The 20351-nt window shown below is 43.3% G+C and carries 15 protein-coding genes; 8 read left to right on the top strand and 7 right to left on the bottom strand.

The genetic code is table 11. From position 1 onward, the window contains the following. Positions 1-10: 10 nt before the first annotated feature. The 4 genes from BET10_RS05905 to BET10_RS05890 all read left to right on the top strand — a co-directional run bounded on the left by BET10_RS05905 (position 11) and on the right by BET10_RS05890 (position 4546). On the top strand, positions 11-1198 hold the full coding sequence (locus BET10_RS05905) for a multidrug effflux MFS transporter (RefSeq protein ID WP_070983999.1): 1188 nt from the start codon (positions 11-13) through the stop codon (positions 1196-1198). Positions 1199-1493: 295 nt separating this feature from the next. Continuing rightward, a complete protein-coding gene (locus BET10_RS05900; protein WP_070983998.1) occupies positions 1494-3326 on the top strand; it encodes a S8 family serine peptidase in 1833 nt (610 codons plus the stop codon). A 123-nt stretch (positions 3327-3449) separates the two neighbouring features. Continuing rightward, entirely contained in the window at positions 3450-4079 is a 630-nt protein-coding gene (locus tag BET10_RS05895) for a LysE family translocator (protein WP_070983997.1), read from the top strand. 8 nt (positions 4080-4087) lie between these two features. Next, positions 4088-4546, top strand: a complete 459-nt coding sequence (locus tag BET10_RS05890; protein ID WP_070983996.1) for a methylglyoxal synthase — start codon at positions 4088-4090, stop codon at positions 4544-4546. 36 nt (positions 4547-4582) lie between these two features. Here BET10_RS05890 and yegD read toward each other — a convergent pair whose 3' ends face one another. The 6 genes from yegD to sixA all read right to left on the bottom strand — a co-directional run bounded on the left by yegD (position 4583) and on the right by sixA (position 11252). Continuing rightward, positions 4583-5947 carry a molecular chaperone gene (yegD, locus tag BET10_RS05885; protein ID WP_070983995.1) on the bottom strand — a complete coding sequence of 455 codons (1365 nt, stop codon included), beginning with the start codon at positions 5945-5947 and terminating at the stop codon, positions 4583-4585. Between the two features lie 102 nt (positions 5948-6049). Next, complete coding sequence (locus BET10_RS05880) at positions 6050-6886, bottom strand: DNA ligase (protein ID WP_070983994.1); 837 nt, start codon at positions 6884-6886, stop codon at positions 6050-6052. A 54-nt stretch (positions 6887-6940) separates the two neighbouring features. Beyond that, a complete protein-coding gene (locus BET10_RS05875) occupies positions 6941-7597 on the bottom strand; it encodes an HAD family hydrolase (RefSeq protein ID WP_338053291.1) in 657 nt (218 codons plus the stop codon). Between the two features lie 21 nt (positions 7598-7618). Next, positions 7619-7918, bottom strand: coding sequence for a hypothetical protein (locus BET10_RS05870; RefSeq protein ID WP_070983992.1), 300 nt, complete (start codon positions 7916-7918; stop codon positions 7619-7621). A gap of 121 nt (positions 7919-8039) precedes the next feature. Further along, a complete protein-coding gene (locus BET10_RS05865; protein ID WP_070983991.1) occupies positions 8040-10358 on the bottom strand; it encodes a TonB-dependent receptor in 2319 nt (772 codons plus the stop codon). Between the two features lie 426 nt (positions 10359-10784). Then, entirely contained in the window at positions 10785-11252 is a 468-nt protein-coding gene (gene sixA / locus BET10_RS05860; protein ID WP_070983990.1) for a phosphohistidine phosphatase SixA, read from the bottom strand. 162 nt (positions 11253-11414) lie between these two features. Here sixA and BET10_RS05855 point away from each other — a divergent pair, with 162 nt between their 5' ends. The 4 genes from BET10_RS05855 (at position 11415) to BET10_RS05840 (ending at position 18745) form a co-directional block, all read left to right on the top strand. Continuing rightward, a complete protein-coding gene (locus BET10_RS05855) occupies positions 11415-14087 on the top strand; it encodes an insulinase family protein (protein WP_070983989.1) in 2673 nt (890 codons plus the stop codon). Positions 14088-14336: 249 nt separating this feature from the next. Further along, positions 14337-16418 carry a putative bifunctional diguanylate cyclase/phosphodiesterase gene (locus tag BET10_RS05850; protein ID WP_240503655.1) on the top strand — a complete coding sequence of 694 codons (2082 nt, stop codon included), beginning with the start codon at positions 14337-14339 and terminating at the stop codon, positions 16416-16418. Between the two features lie 761 nt (positions 16419-17179). Then, the gene (locus BET10_RS05845) at positions 17180-17581 is read left to right on the top strand and encodes an MmcQ/YjbR family DNA-binding protein (RefSeq protein WP_070983987.1); all 402 of its coding nucleotides are present in this window, start codon (positions 17180-17182) and stop codon (positions 17579-17581) included. Between the two features lie 168 nt (positions 17582-17749). Continuing rightward, the gene (locus BET10_RS05840; protein WP_237125496.1) at positions 17750-18745 is read left to right on the top strand and encodes a 6-phosphofructokinase; all 996 of its coding nucleotides are present in this window, start codon (positions 17750-17752) and stop codon (positions 18743-18745) included. On the opposite strand, the gene nhaD is transcribed toward BET10_RS05840, so the two are convergent. Continuing rightward, entirely contained in the window at positions 18737-20110 is a 1374-nt protein-coding gene (gene nhaD, locus BET10_RS05835; RefSeq protein ID WP_070984067.1) for a sodium:proton antiporter NhaD, read from the bottom strand. The genes BET10_RS05840 and nhaD overlap by 9 nt on opposite strands. Positions 20111-20351 lie beyond the last annotated feature (241 nt).

The raw sequence follows: 20351 nt of genomic DNA, 5'->3' as shown, positions 1-20351 counted from the left end.
AGGAGTCGTCATGCCGCAATCTCAAGCTATCAGCAAATCTTTAGTATTTATTCTCGCTTTACTGGTCATCTTTTGCCCATTGGGTATTGATTTGTACTTGCCCGCATTTCAAGCGATGCAGCAAGGTCTAAACGTAGCCGAATCAAAAATTCAGCAAACTATCAGCGTGTATATGCTGACTGTTGGACTGGGTCAGTTAGTCGCTGGGCCACTTGCAGACAAATACGGAAGAAAGCCCATTGCTAACGCGGGTATTGTGCTCTTCACTATTGGGGCAATACTGGCGTCGCTGGTAGATAGCTGGCTATGGATGATGGTTGCCCGTGCCATGCAGGGGTTTGGAGCCTGCGCTACGTTCGTTGCCGCCTTCGCCATTGTAAGAGACAGTTTTGGCCACAAAGGCAGTGGTCAAATGATTACCTACCTCAATGGGATTGTTTGCTTTATTCCAGCGCTTGCGCCGTTACTGGGGGCATGGCTGACCCTAGAGTTTGGCTGGCGCAGTAACTTTGTTTTCCTCGCTGGATTCGCGGCGCTTGGTTTGTTACTGATGCTCTATCTTTATCGAGAAACCAAACCTGCCGACAGTATTTATCAAGGCCATATCTTAGACTTACGTCGCTTTAAACCTATGGTGACAAGCTCTGAATTCATGTTTAATGCCTCGATAACCCTGTTTGGTATGGCCGCCATGCTAGTTTTTGTCACCACAGCGCCGGGCTGGGTAATGAACCATCTAAATGGCTCAGTAGCAGACTTTACCAGTTGGTTTACTGGCAATGCTGTACTGAGCATCATCGCCAGCTTTTGTGCCCCTATTCTTATAAAGCGTCACAGCCGCTTAGCACTGATTGTTGGCTTAACGCTTTTCATGCTAGGTGGCGTTACTATGTTGTGGGCAAGCCAATACGCGCATCCAGCTGCTTTTATGCTGCCAATGTATGTTGCTTCCATAGGCTTTGCTTTTTCGCTCGGTTCTGCAGCAGGAAAAGCTTTATCAGGTTTTGCTAAACAAGCGGGTACTGCTTCAGCGCTAATTGGCGTTATGCAAATGAGTGGCGCAGGTGTATTAGCTTTACTCACGCAACAATTGCACCTAACAGCACCACATCAATTGGCATTACATTTACTTATAACTTTCCCATTTTTACTGGCATTATTAGGCAAAAATAAACAATTTTTACACAGTGCGGTATAGTCCGCACTTTACACCATAAATAAGTATAATTATCATTTCCTTTGTAAATCATGTACCTACTACGGTAAACCATGTAACCTGCTAGACTTCCACTAAGACTAAAATAGTATATACAAATAATTTAATACTCTAAATTTTTATAAAAAAAGCAATAAAATATTCTTTACGCCATGGGTCATTTCGATCTACTCTGTTCACCCGTTAATCAATTGTTATTTATTTAACAATATTTGACTAATTAACACCCTCGTTTAACAAGCGATTCACTCATTTTAACGAACTAGAGATAATAATAATGAAACTAAACAAGTTCACTTCAGCATTAATGTTTGCGGGTATGTGTGCAGCAGCAAGCGCACAAGCATCGGACGACCGTTACATCATTCAAGTTGAGAATAATAATAAAGGCGTTGTTAAGGCGCTAGCTAAGCAGTTAGGTGCACAACTTCACGTTGATGGTGACGGATTCATCGCAGCAACTTTTTCTGGCAAAGACCTATCTCAAGTTAAAGGTTTATTAAATAACCCACACGTAAAACTGGTTGAGCAAGACTTCAAACGTATGCCAATGGCTATTTATAACGATGATGCTGGTGATGCGATGACCCAACAGCTTACACCGTATGCTGTTTATCAGTCTCAAGCAAATCAAGTTACTTTCAACGCAAACGCGGGCATGAAAGTATGTGTTATCGACTCAGGTCTTGATAGCTCAAACCCTGACTTCATCTGGGGCAACATCACAGGTGACAACGATTCAGGTACTGGTAACTGGTATGATCATGGTGGTCCTCACGGTACTCACGTAGCAGGTACTATCGGCGCTGCAGACAACAACATTGGTGTTGTTGGTATGGCTCCAGGCGTAGATATGCACATCATCAAAGTATTCAACGCGGAAGGTTGGGGATATTCTTCTGATCTAGCACACGCTGCGAACCTTTGTTCACAAGCTGGCGCAAACATCATCAGCATGAGTCTTGGTGGTGGTGGTTCAAACAGCACTGAATCAAACGCATTTGCTAGCTTCAACGATGCAGGTGGCCTAGTAATCGCAGCAGCTGGTAACGATGGTAACGACGTACGTTCATACCCAGCAGGTTACCCTTCAGTAATGATGATCGGTGCAAACGATGCGAATAACGAAATTGCTGATTTCTCACAGTTCCCTAGCTGTCTAAGCGGCCGCGGTAAAAAAGCATCTGAAGATGAAACTATCTGTGTTGAAGTAACAGCGGGCGGTGTTGATACACTTTCTACTTACCCAGCGGGCATGGCAACTTCTGCTAGCTTAGATGTTGACGGTAACGTTGTTGCAAGCTCTGCAATGGAAAACTCTGGCACAGTCACTGGTAGCCTATTCTTCATGGGTACGGCTGAAGCGACTGATGCAGGTGCTGCTGGTAAAGTTTGTCTAATCGACCGTGGTAACATCTCTTTCCACGACAAGGTTGCAAACTGTGAAGCTTCAGGCGGTATCGGTGCAATCATCGTGAACAACGAAGCTGGCATGTTATACGGCACGCTAGGTGACACTAACTCTACAAGTATCCCTGCGGTAGGTGCTGCACTTGAAGACCGTGCAACACTTATGGCTGGCAGCACTGCTACTGTTGATATCGGCACAAGCGATTACGGCTTCATGAGCGGTACTTCTATGGCAACGCCAGCGGTTTCTGGTGTAGCGGCGCTAGTATGGTCAAACCACCCAGAATGTACTGGCCAAGAAATTCGTGCAGCACTTAAAGCAACTGCTGCTGATGCGGGTGCGGCAGGTAAAGACGTATACTTCGGTTACGGTATCGTTAAAGCGGCTGACGCAGATGCTTACCTAACAGCAAATGGTTGTGCTGGTGGCGGTGACAATGGCGGTAACCCAGGTGATGGTAGCATCAGCCTATCAGTTTCTGGTTACAAGCAAAAAGGTAACAACTATGCAGACCTAAGCTGGCAAGGTGCGAGCACAAGCCAAGTAGATATTTATCGCAACGGTAGCATGATTGTAACAACTAGCAACGATAATAGCTTTGCAGACAACATTGGTAAAAACAGCGGCAGCTTCATTTATCAAGTATGTGAGCAAGGCAGCACGACAGTATGCTCTGACACACAAACAGTTGCATTCTAAGCATCCAACCAAATTATAAGCGGACCTCTAGGTCCGCTTTTTACTGTCCACTCTACTAATCGTATCTTTTCTACACAAAACCGCTTAGACTAATTAGCATTGTTGAACTTTGCTCAATTTACGATGCTCAATCCTGAATCCCTCGTTTCATTTGTCATTGCCAGTACCATCATTGCCGTCGCCCCCGGCCCCTCAAATGCATTTTTAATGGCACAGACCTTTACCCATGGTCGTGTGGCGGGTATGAAAAGTGCGCTAGGTTTTGCTGTAGGTGGCGTTATTCATACCATTTTTGCAGTTGTTGGCCTATCTGCAATTCTAAAGGCGTCTGAGACCGCCTATAACGCGGTGTTATATTTAGGGGCAGCCTATTTAGCATTTCTTGGTATTACAACAATTAGAGAGACCTTAAAAGCGCGCATAGACTGTGAGGATAAGCCTCATGTCAGCACCAAAAAACCAGGTAATGTGTTTTTACAAGCTATGATGACCGAAGTACTTAACCCCAAAGTGGCTTTGTTCTTCATCGCTTTTATTCCACAGTTCGTTGACCCAAGCCTGTCACCACCAACATTGCAACTGGCTATCTTTGGACTTCTGTACCCTATTTTGGCCTTTCCTATAGACTGTGCGTATATTTATGGCGGCGATAAAATAGCTGGGTATTTTCGTCGCCACCCTAGTGCCCCCATTTGGATAGATAGAACATCGGGAATAATTTTCATCGCTTTGGCCGTCAACCTGATAATATGAGAACAAACATGCAAACTAAGATACAAACTTTACCAAGTAAGAAGAACATCGCTCTGGTTGCCCATGATGGCAAAAAGGCCGCCCTCAAAGCATGGTGCCTCACCCACAAAAACGTGTTGCAAACCCATCACCTATTTGCAACAGGCACCACGGGGCATGTAATTGAAAAAGCAACTGGGCTCAGCGTAGAGAAACTACTTAGCGGTCCCATGGGGGGCGACCAACAGATTGGCGCAAAAATAGCCGAACATCAAATTCATATGTTGGTATTTTTCTGGGACCCACTCGCTTCTCAGCCTCATGACCCTGATGTGAAAGCGCTGTTGCGACTCGCTGCGGTGTGGAATATTCCAGTAGCCTGTAACGAAGTAACCGCAGATTTACTGATCGCTTCACCAAGCATCAGTGATGAGATCACCCGTGACTTGCCTGATTACCAAGGATACCTTGCGACTCGTCTAGATTGAGCTGTGAGTATCGTGCACACGATACTCACAATGAACTTAACTGAAGATTTTGCTCGCCCATTTAGTTAGCCCGGCGGTAACACTACCAAAGTTGTCGCCATTTAGCATCGGTATGTCACCCAGCGATTGCTGTAGAGCTGATTTGAGTAACGGTGATTGTGCACTGCCTCCAGTCAGATAAATTACATCCGGTTGAGCTTGCGCGCTGCTGATGGCATCCTTAGCTAAAGTACAGATCTGTTTCAAGCTATCCGATACAGCGTCTTGTAACTGTGCCTGAGTCACCATCGTATTCAAGCCAGACTCAACAAAGTTTAGTTGTGCTAAATAATCTTTATCACTGGACAGTGCTATTTTGCACAGCTCCCCTTGACGAACAACTTGATGGCCTAGCTTATTCTGTTGAATTTTAAGTAAACGCGCGAGTTTTTCGGGTTCATTTACATCCCTAAGCATCGCGTGAAGTTCACGCCTATTTGATTGCCCATAAAACTCCGTTTGCAAATGAAGATCGTTTATCTTACATGCTTGCCAATACAATTGGTTTGGCATAGGTAAACCTGACTTTAATGTCGAACCCAACCCACACAACGGCATAAAATTATGATAGGCCATCGCTATATCCAAGTCATTCCCGCCCAGTCGTTTACCTGTGTGTGACAGGAAGTCTTGTTCTCGGTCAGTGCGCTCTCGATAGCTCGGCCCCATTTGCACAAAAGAGCAATCACTTGTACCACCACCAATATCTACAACCAACACCTTTTGGTCTCGTGTCAGCCTTGACTCATAATCGATTCCAGCGGCTAACGGCTCAAACAGAAATTCGACCTCTTTGAATCCTGCACGTTTGGCAGCCGTAGTTAAAATATCGATTGCTTGCTGGTTACTTTGCTCACCACCTATGGCCTGAAAGTTTACCGGACGACCTATCACAGTATGCGTTATAGCCTTACCAAGCTGACGCTCGGCACGTTGCTTAATCTGCATAATCATAGCTGTGGCAATATCTTCAAAGAAGGCTATTTGCTGTGGCTTAAGCCCTATGGCACCAAAGAATGATTTGGGTGATTTAACAAAATACCCTTCTTCTGGAAAGTCTATATATTCGTCAATTGCAGCACTGCCTATTTGAATGCCCGTTTCACCGCTTTGCAAGTCTAAATCTTTGCGTACGGCTTGAATGCTGTTCAACATCCCCACACGAGCTTGGCGATAAGCTTTGTCATCAGGCGTATTAGCAAGTTGGTTTGCAACAAAATCGACGACCAAAGAATTGTGCTGCGCATACAGCGTTGAAGGAAGATACGCACGTCCAGCTTCCAGTTCCAGCATGCTCACGTCTTGCCCATTCATTGTACCTACGGCACAATTAGAGCTACCGTAGTCAAATCCAACAATCATACTTACCTCACGACCGAAAAAAGGTCGCGCAGGTTAACACACTTGCAGATCAAACCTCAACTCAATGACAACGCCCAATACCTAGTTTTCAACTGTTAGCCTTCATAGCCACTCTCTCACTCTTAAAAAACGCGCGAAACGGGGTTTGCCATGTTTAGTAAAACCTTGATAACGATAGGTGATTTGTGTGCCTATCGTCGGTGGCTGCCGACGTAACTTATCACTGAGCCCCGACCCGACTTTAAACTCAATGCCTTGTGTATTGCGGACTTTGAGCGCCCCAACCATCCCTAGGTACTTCCCCTTTCCTGGTGTGTAACCAATAACAATAGCTTCAGCATCAATATAGGGTTTGTATTTGAGCACATTATCAGATCTACCCGCTCGGTGTACGGCACCTTTTCGGTGTAACATCACTCCCTCTCCACCGCGGGCCAATACTTTGTGATAATAGCCATTCAGTTCTTTGTTACTTGTAAAGTCATACTGCTTGATGGCTTGCAGGTGGGCAGCAGAGATACGATTTAACTCATCTTGGTAACGTTGATAACGTTTAACAAAGGGCATGCTGGGGTGTGGTGCATCAAATACTAAGTAACGCACTTTTTGCCAATCTTCATCCGAACCTTGTTTGCTACGAACTAAGGCGCTTACAAATGCAAACGCTTGATATCCTGACCAAAGCTCACCATCAAGAGACATACTGCCAAGCGGTTGAGTGAACCACTTCGGTGCATTAATGCGAAACCCACCCCGAGTTAACAACTCAGAACCGTTCCAAATGGCCCGTACACCATCGAACTTTTCGCTCACTAAATAGTGAGCAATAGGCGTGCTCTCATGATAGGTATTTGCTAACTCTACGCTGGGTGGGCTATGTGCTTTACTCGTGGATAGAATACACAGATGGCTTATCAATAATAGTATCCATACTTTCATTAAAAGGCTCCTTGCACTAGGTAATGAGCCTATAACTTTAGTATAACTATGCCATTATGCCAGTTGTAGTACTTGCCTCCAAGCAACTTGTAAATTGTCGGCTTGAAAGCTTGCGCGAGAAAAATCTTGCTGCTTCGAGTGATGGTTCGGCACCACAATAGTTCTTAAACCTGCTCCGCGCGCGGAACTCAAACCTGTATAAGTGTCTTCAATTGCAACAGCTTGATTGGCTTTTAGTGAAAGCTGTATAAGCGCCTTACAATATGGTTCTGGGTGAGGTTTAGCATGCACCACATCGTCTTTACAGATAAAATATTTAAAGAGCCGATCAAGCTTATAAAACTCTAACACTGGCAACGCTTCAGCACGAGTGCTGCCAGTTACCAACGCTAAGGTAAAGTGTTCACTCGCTTGATGTAAAACCTCTTGTGCATATGGCATCAGTTTAGGTTGCACAGTTCGTGCAACTTCAACGAAGAACTGATTCTTCTGATATGTTAAAGCTTCTGCGTGAACACTAAGCCCATGGCGTTGATTGAGCGTGTCAGCAGCCTGAAGTGTGGGTACACCTGAAAACTCTGAGCAAAATGATAGTTCATCATAGCTTACCCGCCAAGGCTCTAGCACACGCATCCAGCTTTGATAGTGGAGCGCTTCCGAATCCACTAAGGTTCCATCGAAATCAAATAAAATGGCCTGTAAACTCATCATTCGCTCCTTTTGATTAGGGCTTTATTCGCTTAACCCTGCTGGCGGCTCTGCACTGGCTTCTAATCCACTTTCCACTTCAACTAACTCATAGCCTCTAGGCTTTCTGACTACTTTTAACACGGGCTTATCAAACGCTGACTTTAAGCGTTCTGTATCGGCCTGTAACTCTTCGATGCTACGACCAAATGGCGCAGCACCGGTTTCTGACCAGTTTGTAACTTTTCCGTTTAAGTTATATTCAACCTCATGAATTTGATAAAGCGCTTGCTCATCTTTAGTCGCTTCACAAAAAATCACTCGGTAATTCCAAAATCCAGACATCATCTTTCTCTTCATTTCATACTTGGCTATGACTTTATCAGCTCTTGCCAAGCTTTTCATTACAGACAACAAAAAACCCGCTTGAAAGCGGGCTTTTCATCATTGTAAGTTACTGTGACGTTTAGAAGAAACGTACTTTAAACTCAGCACCTACATAACGTTCTTCGTTCAACATGCCTGTTAGGTTGTTGAAATCAACGCCACCAATCACCACTTGCTCATCAAACAGGTTGCGAACAAACGCTGATACTTCATATTCATTGTCGCCAGCGGCCCACATGTAACCAGTACGCACGCCCGCTTCAAACAATGCATCACCTCTGAACTCAACCGCTTCGTACAAGAAGAAGTCTATTTCACTGCGATAAGATACGTCACCATACACAAAGAATTCACCGCCTTCTAGCTCAGTGGTATAGCGTAGTGTCGCGTTTGCAATCCACTCAGGAGCGTGAGGTAAGCTATTGCCATCGATCATAGCAATCTCATCAAACCCATCGCCATCTGCAGCAAAAGGATTGGCAACTTGACGGTATGGGTCAGTGATTGTACACGCAGAACCACATGCACCCACTTCTAAGCCTGGAGAATCCAGCTCAGTTTTGTTGTAGCTTAGGTTAAACGTTGCATTTAATTCATCCGTTAACACCCACTCTGTATCTAATTCAAAGCCATAGCCAGTTGTTTTATCTGCATTGATCAAACGGTTAAAGTTCGCTCCACCACCTACAGCTGTTAGCTGTTGGTCATCCATTTGGAAGTAGAATACCGTCGCGTTTACTCGGCCCTGACCATCAAGTACATCAGATTTAATACCGGCTTCAATTGAATTAATTGTCTCTGAATCAGCAACTGTTACAACGTCACCAAACAAGATACGACCCTGAACACTTGGCGCACGGAAACCATTTGCGATTCGAGCAAACAAGTTAATGTCATCGCTATATTTATAGGCTGCACTCAAATCCCAGCTTACATGGCTATCGCTAGGGTTCGCTGTTTTTTCTAACAGTGCAGCGGCTCCGATTGGGCTCATAGTACGTTTTGCATAAAACTCTTTTTCATCATCAGAATAACGTAGGCCCGCGGTGATTTTTAAATCATCAGTAAGCGTGTAGTCAACTGAACCAAATACCGCCCATGCAGATGTATCTTGGTTTTGAACTGCATAACCATTTTGCAAACCGTAGTTGTTCGCAGTTGGGTCATACGTCAACGTATCATATGAGAAGCTTTCAATCGTTAAATCTTCTTCGAATAGGAAAATACCAACTTGATAGTTAATATCACCAGAGAAGTTGCTTGATAGACGAAGTTCTTGCGTATATTGGTCGTGATCAGGAATTGCATCCGCAGTTTCTGATGGGAAAGGAATTAGACCTGGACCTTGGAAACCGATAAATGCTGCACCGTAACCACCGTCTACGTCAGCGCGAGAGTATATTTCAGCGCTTTCCCAAGCTGTAATTGATGTTACCGTGTGCTCAGCCAAGTCCCACTCTAATTTAAGGTTTAGACCTTGAGAGTCTACTTGCTGCGTAGAACGAGAAGCTGCATCATGATACACAACGTCATTATCATACAGAGGGTTAATGTTGTTTGAACCTTTTTCAATTAGGTTCGCACGAAACGCAATGGGACGACCATCTAAATCACGCACGTGGTAATTTAATAACCCCGTAAAGTCGTCGCCTTCATACAAGAATTGTACGCGCGCCGCTTTTTCGTTATAGCCACCTAGTGAGTCTTCTTTCTCAAAACCTGGTGCTTTAACGTCAATATAATCTTCTTTATCTTGCCAAAGTACTGACACACGAGTCGAAATACGATCCGTTAATCCAGTACCTACAGCACCTTCAAAGTCTACTGCGCCTTTGCTGCCATAAGATACTGCACCATAAGCATCAAAAGATTGACTTGGCTTAACAGAATCAAACTTCACGAGGCCAGCCGGCGTGTTACGACCAAACAATGTACCTTGTGGACCACGTAAAACTTCAACACGTGCAACGTCAAATACTGGGAAGCCTTTTAGAATTGGGTTTTCCTGTACAACTTCATCAACCACTAATGAAACCGGCTGAGAAGCGTTTAGATCAAAATCGGTATTACCAAGACCACGAACATAAAAGCGCGGAAATGTACGACCAAAAGATGACTCTACAGACAAGCTTGGAATCTTCGCATTCATAAAACGAATATCCATACCCGCAGAGCTGTATGCATCCAAGCTGTCCCCTTGTAGTGCAGATACACTCACTGGTACTTCCTGAGCATTCTCAACACGCTTACGTGCTGTGATCTGGATTACTTCCAGTTGATTACTTTTTGCTTCAGGGGTTTGTTCAGCAGCGAGAGTAGAAAATGAAGTACCTGCTACAGCAGAGAACAACGTTGCATTGATTAAAGTTGCTAACGTAGATCTTTTCATTGCTTTCATGTTTGGGCTTAACCTTTTATGTGCACTCTTTTTGTTCAACGGTATGTATGGTCGCCGTATCACGTTGGCGTGGTACGTTCAATTTTTCGCGCGTTTTTTCAATTTAGCGCGGACCTCACAACCGAGAGTGCAAAGCGAACCTGCGAGGCTGAACGCGACGCCCACAGTATAGCAGCTAAATAAAATATTACCGACACACTAACAACAAAAAATCGCCTTTTTTGATTTTTTCGCAACAAGAAGCCAGACGTTTACAACTTTTAGCTACCAAAAAGCCAAAAAATACGGACATATGTCCTTCCTTGGTTTTCACTTGAAATGTAGGGGGTTGAGCTTTTTACCTCGACTGGAAACGTAAGCTTTACAAGCAGATAATTAAGGTCATGGCATTATGTTGCAAATATAGGTAAGAAAGTGCTCGAATAATTATAAAGAAGGTGAGTTCATACTCTTAAATACGCCTTGCTGTGTCACTTCATCATACTCAATCACAGCAATAGCCGCCGTATTAAAAATAGGTGAGTTACCGGGGCATAGCTGTTCTACTAAATAACTGACTATGGGCATATGCGCAACAACCAACCATACATCAAGATGTTCATTCAAACTAATGAGCGTTTCGAGATAATCGATGGCAAACGCAGCATTTCCCGTAGGGATTACATCTTTACAAATTTCCACATAACTGAAATCATTGATTGCTAGCACTTGTTGAGCGGTTTGCTGTGCTCTTGTATATGGACTGACTAATGCGGCTTGCGGTTTGAAGTGCCCTTTAAGCCACCAGGCCATTTCCTTTGCCTGCTTTATTCCTCGCTCCGTAAGAGGTCTAGCTTCATCATTAACTTGCATAGGGACAGCTTCACCGTGGCGCATAATTAAAATAGTTTTCATTGCACTCTCTAATGTTCTTTGTAAATTTGCCTGCTAACCTGTAGCTAATTACCTCGTTTGTTCGCTATATTAAAACAAACGACCCTATAAACATAAAGCAAAGTTCTTCATTTCGCATTGTAAGCTTTCTTTATTTACATTCTATGTATCGGCGGCAAAAATTTGAAAGTTAGTAATAATGATAATCGCAACTACCACCGGCTTACACTCGACAATGGTCTACAGGTTTTATTAGTCAGTGACTTATCCAGCGATAAGTCTGCCGCAGCGCTTACTGTCAATGCAGGACATTTCGATGACCCTGCTGATCGCCAAGGTATGGCACACTTCCTTGAACATATGTTATTTTTGGGTACAAAGCAACATCCTCAACCAGGTTACTTTTCTCAGTTTGTCAGTCAGGCTGGTGGGCAAAGCAATGCTTGGACTGGCACAGAACATAGCTGTTATTTTTTCGATTGTGCACCTCAGCAGTTTTACAATGCTTTATCATTGTTTGCGGAGTTTTTTATTGATCCACTGCTTGATGCGTCACAAACTGAAAACGAGCGTAACGCTATAGATGCCGAATTTAAAATGAAAATAAAAGACGATGGGCGTCGAATTTATCAGGTTCATAAAGAAACAGTTAACCCACTACACCCTTTTGCCAAATTCTCGGTGGGTAACAAAACCACTCTAGACAACCGGGAGGTGTGTATCGCGCAAGAAGTTCGCGACTTTTTTACCACACACTACCAAGCTCAATGGATGACCTTAGTTGTTGCAGGCCCTCACTCCATTGAAGAGTTAGCACAGCAAGTCGAACAATATTTTCGCCAAATTGCGGGGACACACCAAAACAAAGCAGAAATTAGTGAACCATTGTATCGTCCTCAGGATTTAGGTTTATTACTGCATATTGCGCCTCGCAAGCATATGCAGAAATTAATCGTCAGCTTTGCTATGAACGGCATTGATGACTTGTACAAGCATAAAAGCGTGAGTTTCTTAGCTCATTTATTAGGCTATGAAGGCGAAGGCTCTCTCTACTCTATCCTCAAAGAACAGGGTTGGATCAATGCACTTTCTGCTGGCGGAGGAATAAGCGGTAGTAACTTTAAAGACTTCAACGTTAGCTTTGCACTCACTGATGAAGGTATTGATTACTACGAGGATATCGTAGAAATGCTGTTTGAGTATATTGCGCTCATAAAGTCTCAACTGGCTGTATTACCAAGACTCTATCAAGATAAAAGAACTTTGCTCGATATTGCATTTAACAACCAAGAACCAAGCCGTTTGCTCGAATGGGCAAGCAGTATCAGTGTGAATATGCATCACTATGAGCCACAAGACTACCTGTATGGTGATTATGTGATGCAAGGCTTTGATGAACAGTTACACAAAAAATTGTGTAACTATCTGTCACCACACAACATGCGCATGGTACTAATACATCCAGATGTTGAACCTACCATGCAAGCCAAGTGGTACCATACACCGTATGACGTTGAGCAACTTAATCATGAATGGCTAAATGCGCTTGCCGCTATTGATACACCTTTGCCAGAGATGCAGCTTCCTAAAGTGAACCCTTACTTACAGGTAGATAATGTATTGTATGATGTGACTAATAAAAGTCGTACTCCAACTTTACTCAAAGACAAACCTGGGTTTGCATTTTGGTTCAAACAAGACGCCACCTTCCGAGTTACCAAGGGCCATTTTTATATTGAAATAGACTCTTTGCTTGGTATTAAAAGCGTTAAACATATGGCTCTGACAAGACTGTTCGCCGACTTACTAATGGACAGCATGGCTGAGCAATACTACCCTGCTGAACTTGCGGGCTTGAATTACCACATCAACTCCCATCAAGGTGGGCTTACTTTACACACAGCAGGACTATCCGGAAATCAAATCACCTTAGCTTTACAGCTACTAGAACACATGTTGCACGCCGTGATCAGTGCAACCCGCTTCGCTGAATATAAAAAGCAACTGATCAGACACTGGAAAAACCACAACCACAACAAACCAGTCAGTGAGCTATTCAGTGTTCTCGGCGCAAAGTTAATGCCTTGGAACCCAGAACCGATGGCTCTGGCACGTGCCTTGAAAACCATTAGCTTTAATGAGTTTTGTCAATTTAGAAATCAGTTTTTTGATTCTGTACATATAAAAGCGTTTTTACATGGTAACTGGCAAGAAACACATGCGCTAGCTATGCAAAAAAAGCTCAGACGCCTGTTTGAAAAAAGCGAAATCTTAGAAGATTTAAAGCGCCCCTTGGTGGTACTTGATAACTATCAACAACAACACATAGAAAAAAGTGGCAGTGAGCACGCGCTGGTTTATTATATTCAAGCCCAAACTGAAGATGTGTTTGAGAAAGTAGCACTGATGATGCTTAACCAACTTATTAGTCAACAATACTTCGAAACCTTAAGAACTCAACAGCAACTTGGCTATTTGGTCGGTGCTGGTTACGCACCATTTAACACCAGAGCCGGGATCGCATTTTATATCCAATCTCCACAATACGACTCCAAAGAGTTACTCGCCAGACATGAGCAGTTTGTGACTGAATTTATTGACCGGCTGACAGACCTTGATGATACAACATGGCTAGAAGCCATTGGGGCATTGCGGTTACAAGTTGCAGAAAAGGACAAAAACTTAAGGCTTCGCGCCCAGCGTTTTTGGATAGCTATCACTAATGATGATCATAAGTTTAATATGCAACGACGACTTGTGGCACAAATTGATTCTATGGATAAAGACACGCTTATTGCATACATTAAAACGATTTTTTCTCCACTTCATCCAAAAGTAGCGCTTCTTTGTAACTAAAAAAGAAACTAATTTGCGCATTTCTCTTTGACTCCGACTCTTGCATCATTTAGATTAAAGCTCGCAATAAAGAGTTATGCATCTATGATACAGCGAACAATAACAAAAACCTCCATCATGATGCTGTTGTACTCCGTACTTAGCGCTCCCCTGCAAGCACTTAATTCCGGTCAACAGCTAGAACTCCTAGACCCAGTCTGGGCTGGGCTCTGCTTGACTTTTTTCCTAGCCACTAGCTATTTGCTAGTAATGAACAACAGGCTAAAAAAAGCACAATCAGTATTGCAGCTATCTGAACAGCGTTTAAAAAGCACCGTGGAAGGAAGCGGAGACACACTATGGGATTGGAATATCGCGACCGGTGAAGTGGTGCGGATCAACGACAAATATATGTTGCACAAAAGTAAATCTAGCCACTTTATTCCCAATGCAAATCGAATTCATCCTCAAGATCTACCATTGGTAGAAAAACTTCTTAAACAACACTTTTCAGAGAAAAGTGCTTTCTTTGAGGCAAGCTACCGACTAAAAGACAATCTTGAGCAATATCACTGGGTTTTGGATAGAGGTAAAATCATTGAGAAAGATAATAACCTCAACCCACTTAGGATGACTGGGACAGTCCGTGATATCAGCCATCTAAAAAGCACCGAGGAACGCCTTAATCTATTCGCCAAATGCGTAGAATCCCTGACGGACGCGATTGCCATCTATGACGACCACTTTCGATTGGTCGATTTAAATCCCAGCTATCTGGTGCTGTTTGGAGGCAACCGACCTCAATATGTAGGTAAACCGTTTAATTTACCCGGTTACGATGAGCGCTATATCAATCAGGTTATCACCAGCCTTAAAGAAACCGAACACTGGCAAGAAGAGTTGCGACTTCGTAATCACAAAGATATTTTGTTGCCAATAGAAGTGACGATTGATGAAATCAAAAACAGTCACGGACAAGTAACAAACTATGTAGTGGTTTATTCCGACCTCACCGAACGTAAAAAAGCAGAATCACAGTTACATAATTTATCTAATCGAGATCGCACAACTGGATTACCAAATCGCAATCTATTTTTTACCAATTTGAAAAAGTTGGCTCAACAGGACACACACCATGCTTTGCTGGTTTTCGATTTAGACAACTTTAAGAAAATCAATGACTCGCTTGGTCATCAATTAGGCGATAGCCTACTTGCCAAACTCGCCATGCGATTAAACAAACTCGCTCGTCAAAAAGATACCTTTTACCGATTAGGTGGAGATGAATTTGCTTTGGTCATGGCCGGAACCAACGACATTCATACCATTACTAGAACAGCCAAGCTGTTCCTCGCAGCGATTGCCACACCGTTTAAAATGGCAAACCATGAGCTGGTGATCACTTCATCTGTTGGTATCGTGCTGTTTCCAGAAGATGGTGCAACTCCTGAAATTTTGCTTAAAAATGCCGACACAGCCATGTACCACGCAAAACAGCGAGGTAACCATTATTTGTTCTTCAACGACTCCATGAACGAACAAGCAGTAAAAAGATTACAGATTGAAAACCTGATGCGATTCGGTTTAAAAGAGGACCACTTTGTCGTTTACTACCAGCCAAAAATGGACATAAAAACTGGCCGCCTAGTGGGTATGGAGGCCTTGGTTCGATTCATCACCCCGAAAAAAGGGATCATCAGCCCGGGGATATTTATCCCCATCGCGGAAGAAACTGGGCAGATCATTGACATTGGTGAAGTCGTTCTAGATAAGGCATGTAAAGATGTAAAGCGCTGGATAGATCAAGGTTTGTTTGATGGCCGCGTTGCGGTTAACTTATCAGCCAAGCAATTCAGCTTGCCCGACTTAACAACCAGAATTGATATTATCTTGCAAAAAAACCAACTTCCTTCGTATTTTCTAGAGTTGGAGATCACCGAAGGCACTATCATGGATGACCCGCAAGAAGCCATTTCAATTATGCGCTCTCTCAGTGCTCGCGGCATACATTTGGCCATTGATGACTTTGGTACTGGTTACTCGTCACTAGCCTACCTGAAGCAATTTCCACTCAATACCTTGAAAGTGGACAAAGCCTTCGTAGATGACATGTCCTCCGAGAGAGGACGCAATATGGTTGACTCTATCGTCACTATCGCCCACAACCTAGACCTACACGTTGTGGCTGAAGGCGTCGAGAAAGCCGAGCAATTAAGTGCTTTGGAGCAACTTAATTGTCAGACCATTCAAGGTTACTTTTACTCTAAGCCACTTTGCGCCGATGACTTTACCACATTCTTGCGTGCACAAAAGCAAAGAGAAGCGCAACCTCAGCTCAAAGTTGTCAATTAACCGAAGCTAAGATTAAATCAGTCCTTAGGCACGCCACATACAGCATTGGTGTAATTGATTGCGTAACCAAGCCCGACGATGATGAACTCTCAGTAAGCACCACGCACAAGGTCCACACATTATACCGGCAACCACCCACCGCTTAATAGGCATCCCCTTACGAACCGCTTCAACATAAAGTAATATTGCACCGAACAACGACAACACAATCCACATCATAAACCAGCTTAACTCACAACTCTAACTAAGGGCGCGAAGGGTACCAAAGTGCGCAGTATTTGTACAATTAAATATTAATTGTTGCAAAATATTGCATTATTTAATTTAATAGCAGCTCAGTTCGATGCAATATTAGCAATAAGATTGATGTTAATATAGTAGCTACTTGATTATTAAATAATTTATTTTCTAATCAACTAAACTGCATTGAAAATTGAAACTACGAGGTATGGTTTTCACCATTAGCAGCCTGATTTGGCTAGCGCTGGAGAGCGTTACATGCGTATCAGCAATAGCCGAGCCAACATCGCATAGTTCTTAACTCGTTCGAGTTAAAACGTGCATAAAGGGTCGAATATTATACGATTTAAACAACTAGTTAAGTACAAATTGTTGTTTTTTATATGTAATACTAAATTGGCCTATGTAAACAGAAGCTTTCAGACCGTTTTATAAACAGGTAATTACAGTATTCTCATAATAGCTGCTAAAATTAAACCATGTTGTTTTAAATTATTTAGTTACGTCAAGGACACGATCATATGGATCAAAAAAGCGTACATGACTATTTGCAAAGTAAACCTGCGACGTTTATTACTCAGCCGTTTGCTCAAGATGTGGATGTCTACAAAGTGCAGCACAAAATGTTTGCTACTTTATCTGAGGGTAAAGAAGGTCAAGTAGATGCCAACGGTGAGCCGATTTGGTGGCTTAACTTGAAGTGCGATCCCGATGAAGCTTTGTTACTTCGAGATGAGTTTCCAGCCATCGTTCCGGGCTACCACATGAACAAGCGTTTATGGAATACGATCATTCTAGACGGCTCAGTGCCTGAAGAGAAAATTAAAGAAATGATCGATAATTCTTACAATATCGTTGTAGATAATTTGCCAACCGCACAAAAAGAAGAACTAGCAAAAATTGCAGCGTCTTTAAATAAGTAAATCTATTGGATTTGGCTCCCCTCGTGATCCTGCGAGGGCCATTTCCCTTTTCAACCTCCCCTTATTGATATACCTTTTCCCTTCTCAGCTTTTAAATAAGCTTGTATGCTAGCTGTGCAGCTTATGCGTTATCTATAATTACAGTTACAGTTCGATGAAGGATTAATTATGAAAAAGATCGCGGTTTTAACAAGTGGCGGTGACGCACCGGCTATGAATGCCGCAATTAGAGCAATTACTTTAAGTTGTAATTATCATCAACTACAATGTGTTGGCTTTTATCATGGCTACAATGGTTTAATTGATGATCAGTACGTCGAAATGGAGCATTTTGATGTCAACCCAACCTTGCAGCAAGGTGGAACCATTTTAAAAAGTGCGCGCTGCCAAGCCATGCTAACTTCAGAGGGAGTTATACAAGCATGTAATACCCTAAGAAAACACGAAATTGACGCACTGATTGTGATAGGTGGAGATGGCTCTTTAAGAGGGCTACAGGCAATCAAACAACACTGGGAAAAGCAAGTCATAGGATTGCCCGGAACGATTGATAATGATCTCAGCGGAACGGACTGCACCATAGGCTTCGCAACGGCCGTCACCACGGCGACTCATGCTATTGATAAAATTCGCGATACAGCCAATGCATTCGAGCGGATCTTTATTGTTGAAGTGATGGGTAGACACAGTGGCCATATTGCGTTTAACGTCGGCATAGCCACAGGTGCCGAAGCCATTATTTCATTTGAAAACTTCTCTGCCGACAGGGCACTGCAAAAGGTTACAGAGCTATTAAAAGCTATTGATAAGCAACAACACACACACGGTAGCTTTCTAATCGTACTAGCGGAAAATTTATGGCCTGGTGGCGCTCAGGCGCTCAAAGAAAGCTTAACCGAGCAAGGCAAAGTAGACAGTGCAATCTGTATTCTTGGACATATTCAACGAGGCGGTAGCCCAGTCCCTGAAGATAGAAACTTAGGAACAGAATTAGGCCTTGCAGCGGTTGATGCTATCATCACTGGACAAGATAATGTGATGATTGGCCGCGAAGCTGGTAAAGTCATTGCCACGCCTCTTGAACAAGTGATCAATACTGCAAAGCCTGTGAGCGCTCATTGGGTAAACGCTCACCAGCAACAATTAACTCATTACTTAAAATAACTCTGCATTGAGCCAGAGGTGCGTTAGTACACTGGCAACATACCCCAAGCCAATGACAGGTGCCCACTTCAAATGGCCAATAAATGTGTAATAACCACGCGCCTGACCCATCAAAGCGACCCCTGCAGCGGAGCCAATCGATAGCAAGCTGCCACCGACCCCTGCTGTAAGGGTGATTAATAACCATTGTCCGTGCGACATATCGGGTTGCATGGACAACACAGCAAACATCACCGGAATGTTATCTATGACAGATGATACGACTCCCAAAAAGACATTCGCTGCCGTTGCACTCCACTGCCCATACAGCACCTCCGACAACAGGCCCAAGTACCCCAGAAAACCAAGGCCGCCAACACACATCACGATGCCATAAAAAAATAGCAAGGTATCCCACTCAGCGCGCGCCACTTTATTGAAGACATCAAATGGCATAACACTCCCAAGCAGATCAATACGTCTTTTATCCCCAGCTTGTATTGCTTTGTCACGCCTTTTCTCGAGCGTGACACGTAAAAAGTAACCAAATAACTGTAGATAGCCTAAACCCATCATCATGCCCAGAACTGGCGGCATATGCAGTAAACTATGGCACAACACCGCGGTGAGAACAGTCAATAAAAATAATGCTAGAATGCGTCTAGCACCGCGCTTCATTTTAGTCGGCTCATAAAGCGCTGATGGCATTTTCTTCTCAACAAAAAAGCTCATTATGAATGCTGGTACCACATAGTTAACAAGCGATGGGAAAAATAGCACCAAAAACTCATTAAACTGCACCATTCCCGCCTGCCAAACCATCAACGTGGTAATATCACCAAATGGGCTGAATGCTCCTCCTGCGTTCGCTGCTATCACAATATTAATACAACTGAGATTAATAAATCGTTTGTCACCCTCGGCCACTTTCATCACCACAGCACACATTAACAATGCGGTGGTTAAGTTATCTGCGATGGGCGAAATAAAAAATGCTAAAAAGCCACTAATCCAAAACAAACTATTATAACTAAACCCTCTTTGGATCATCCAAGCCCGCAGCGCGTCAAATACTTTGCGCTCTTCCATCGCATTAATATATGTCATTGCCACGAGCAGGAATAACATTAGCTCAGCAAACTCTAGTAAATTATGCCTAAATGCCTCCTCGGTAACATAAGAGATATCATGAGTAACATAATAGGCGCTAATCACTATCCAAATTATGCCAGCGGCAACCAAAACCGGCTTGGACTTTCGCAAGTGAAGCTTTTCTTCAACCATGACCAATGCATAGGCAACAACGAAGACCAAGATACAAAACAGGCCTAATAAAGAGGATGTTAAATCCAACCGCTCGACACCTGCCTGGGCAGGAAAAGTCATACCTATCAACAGAAAAACCAATAAGCCTAACTTATAACTCACTGTACTCATGGATATATTTTGCCTTTCATTAACTGAACACAAAGGTGTGCAAAGATATTAAAATCACGGCGAATCACTCGTGAAATACATTAATACTTTTGTCGCTTATATGATCGCTTTTTTTGTCAAGATTAAAAATTACCCATTGGTATTAAAGTGCTTGTAGGAGTGGGTACATGCTGAAGAGTGTGGTCTATTT

It is taken from the genome of Pseudoalteromonas amylolytica, assembly GCF_001854605.1.
Classification (GTDB): domain Bacteria; phylum Pseudomonadota; class Gammaproteobacteria; order Enterobacterales; family Alteromonadaceae; genus Pseudoalteromonas; species Pseudoalteromonas amylolytica.
The sequence above is the reverse complement of the archived record's forward strand: the minus strand, read 5'-3'. Positions and strand labels throughout refer to the sequence as shown.

What these genes read in the sequence shown, in the direction of transcription:
- BET10_RS05880 (WP_070983994.1), bottom strand. Translation starts at nt 6,886, where the DNA reads ATGAAAGTATGGATACTATTATTGATAAGCCATCTGTGTATTCTATCC.
- BET10_RS05850 (WP_240503655.1), top strand. Translation starts at nt 14,337, where the DNA reads ATGAACAACAGGCTAAAAAAAGCACAATCAGTATTGCAGCTATCTGAA.
- BET10_RS05845 (WP_070983987.1), top strand. Translation starts at nt 17,180, where the DNA reads ATGGATCAAAAAAGCGTACATGACTATTTGCAAAGTAAACCTGCGACG.
- BET10_RS05895 (WP_070983997.1), top strand. Translation starts at nt 3,450, where the DNA reads ATGCTCAATCCTGAATCCCTCGTTTCATTTGTCATTGCCAGTACCATC.
- BET10_RS05900 (WP_070983998.1), top strand. Translation starts at nt 1,494, where the DNA reads ATGAAACTAAACAAGTTCACTTCAGCATTAATGTTTGCGGGTATGTGT.
- BET10_RS05875 (WP_338053291.1), bottom strand. Translation starts at nt 7,597, where the DNA reads ATGATGAGTTTACAGGCCATTTTATTTGATTTCGATGGAACCTTAGTG.
- BET10_RS05865 (WP_070983991.1), bottom strand. Translation starts at nt 10,358, where the DNA reads ATGAAAGCAATGAAAAGATCTACGTTAGCAACTTTAATCAATGCAACG.
- BET10_RS05870 (WP_070983992.1), bottom strand. Translation starts at nt 7,918, where the DNA reads ATGTCTGGATTTTGGAATTACCGAGTGATTTTTTGTGAAGCGACTAAA.
- BET10_RS05890 (WP_070983996.1), top strand. Translation starts at nt 4,088, where the DNA reads ATGCAAACTAAGATACAAACTTTACCAAGTAAGAAGAACATCGCTCTG.
- nhaD (WP_070984067.1), bottom strand. Translation starts at nt 20,110, where the DNA reads ATGACTTTTCCTGCCCAGGCAGGTGTCGAGCGGTTGGATTTAACATCC.
- yegD (WP_070983995.1), bottom strand. Translation starts at nt 5,947, where the DNA reads ATGATTGTTGGATTTGACTACGGTAGCTCTAATTGTGCCGTAGGTACA.
- BET10_RS05905 (WP_070983999.1), top strand. Translation starts at nt 11, where the DNA reads ATGCCGCAATCTCAAGCTATCAGCAAATCTTTAGTATTTATTCTCGCT.
- BET10_RS05840 (WP_237125496.1), top strand. Translation starts at nt 17,750, where the DNA reads ATGAAAAAGATCGCGGTTTTAACAAGTGGCGGTGACGCACCGGCTATG.
- sixA (WP_070983990.1), bottom strand. Translation starts at nt 11,252, where the DNA reads ATGAAAACTATTTTAATTATGCGCCACGGTGAAGCTGTCCCTATGCAA.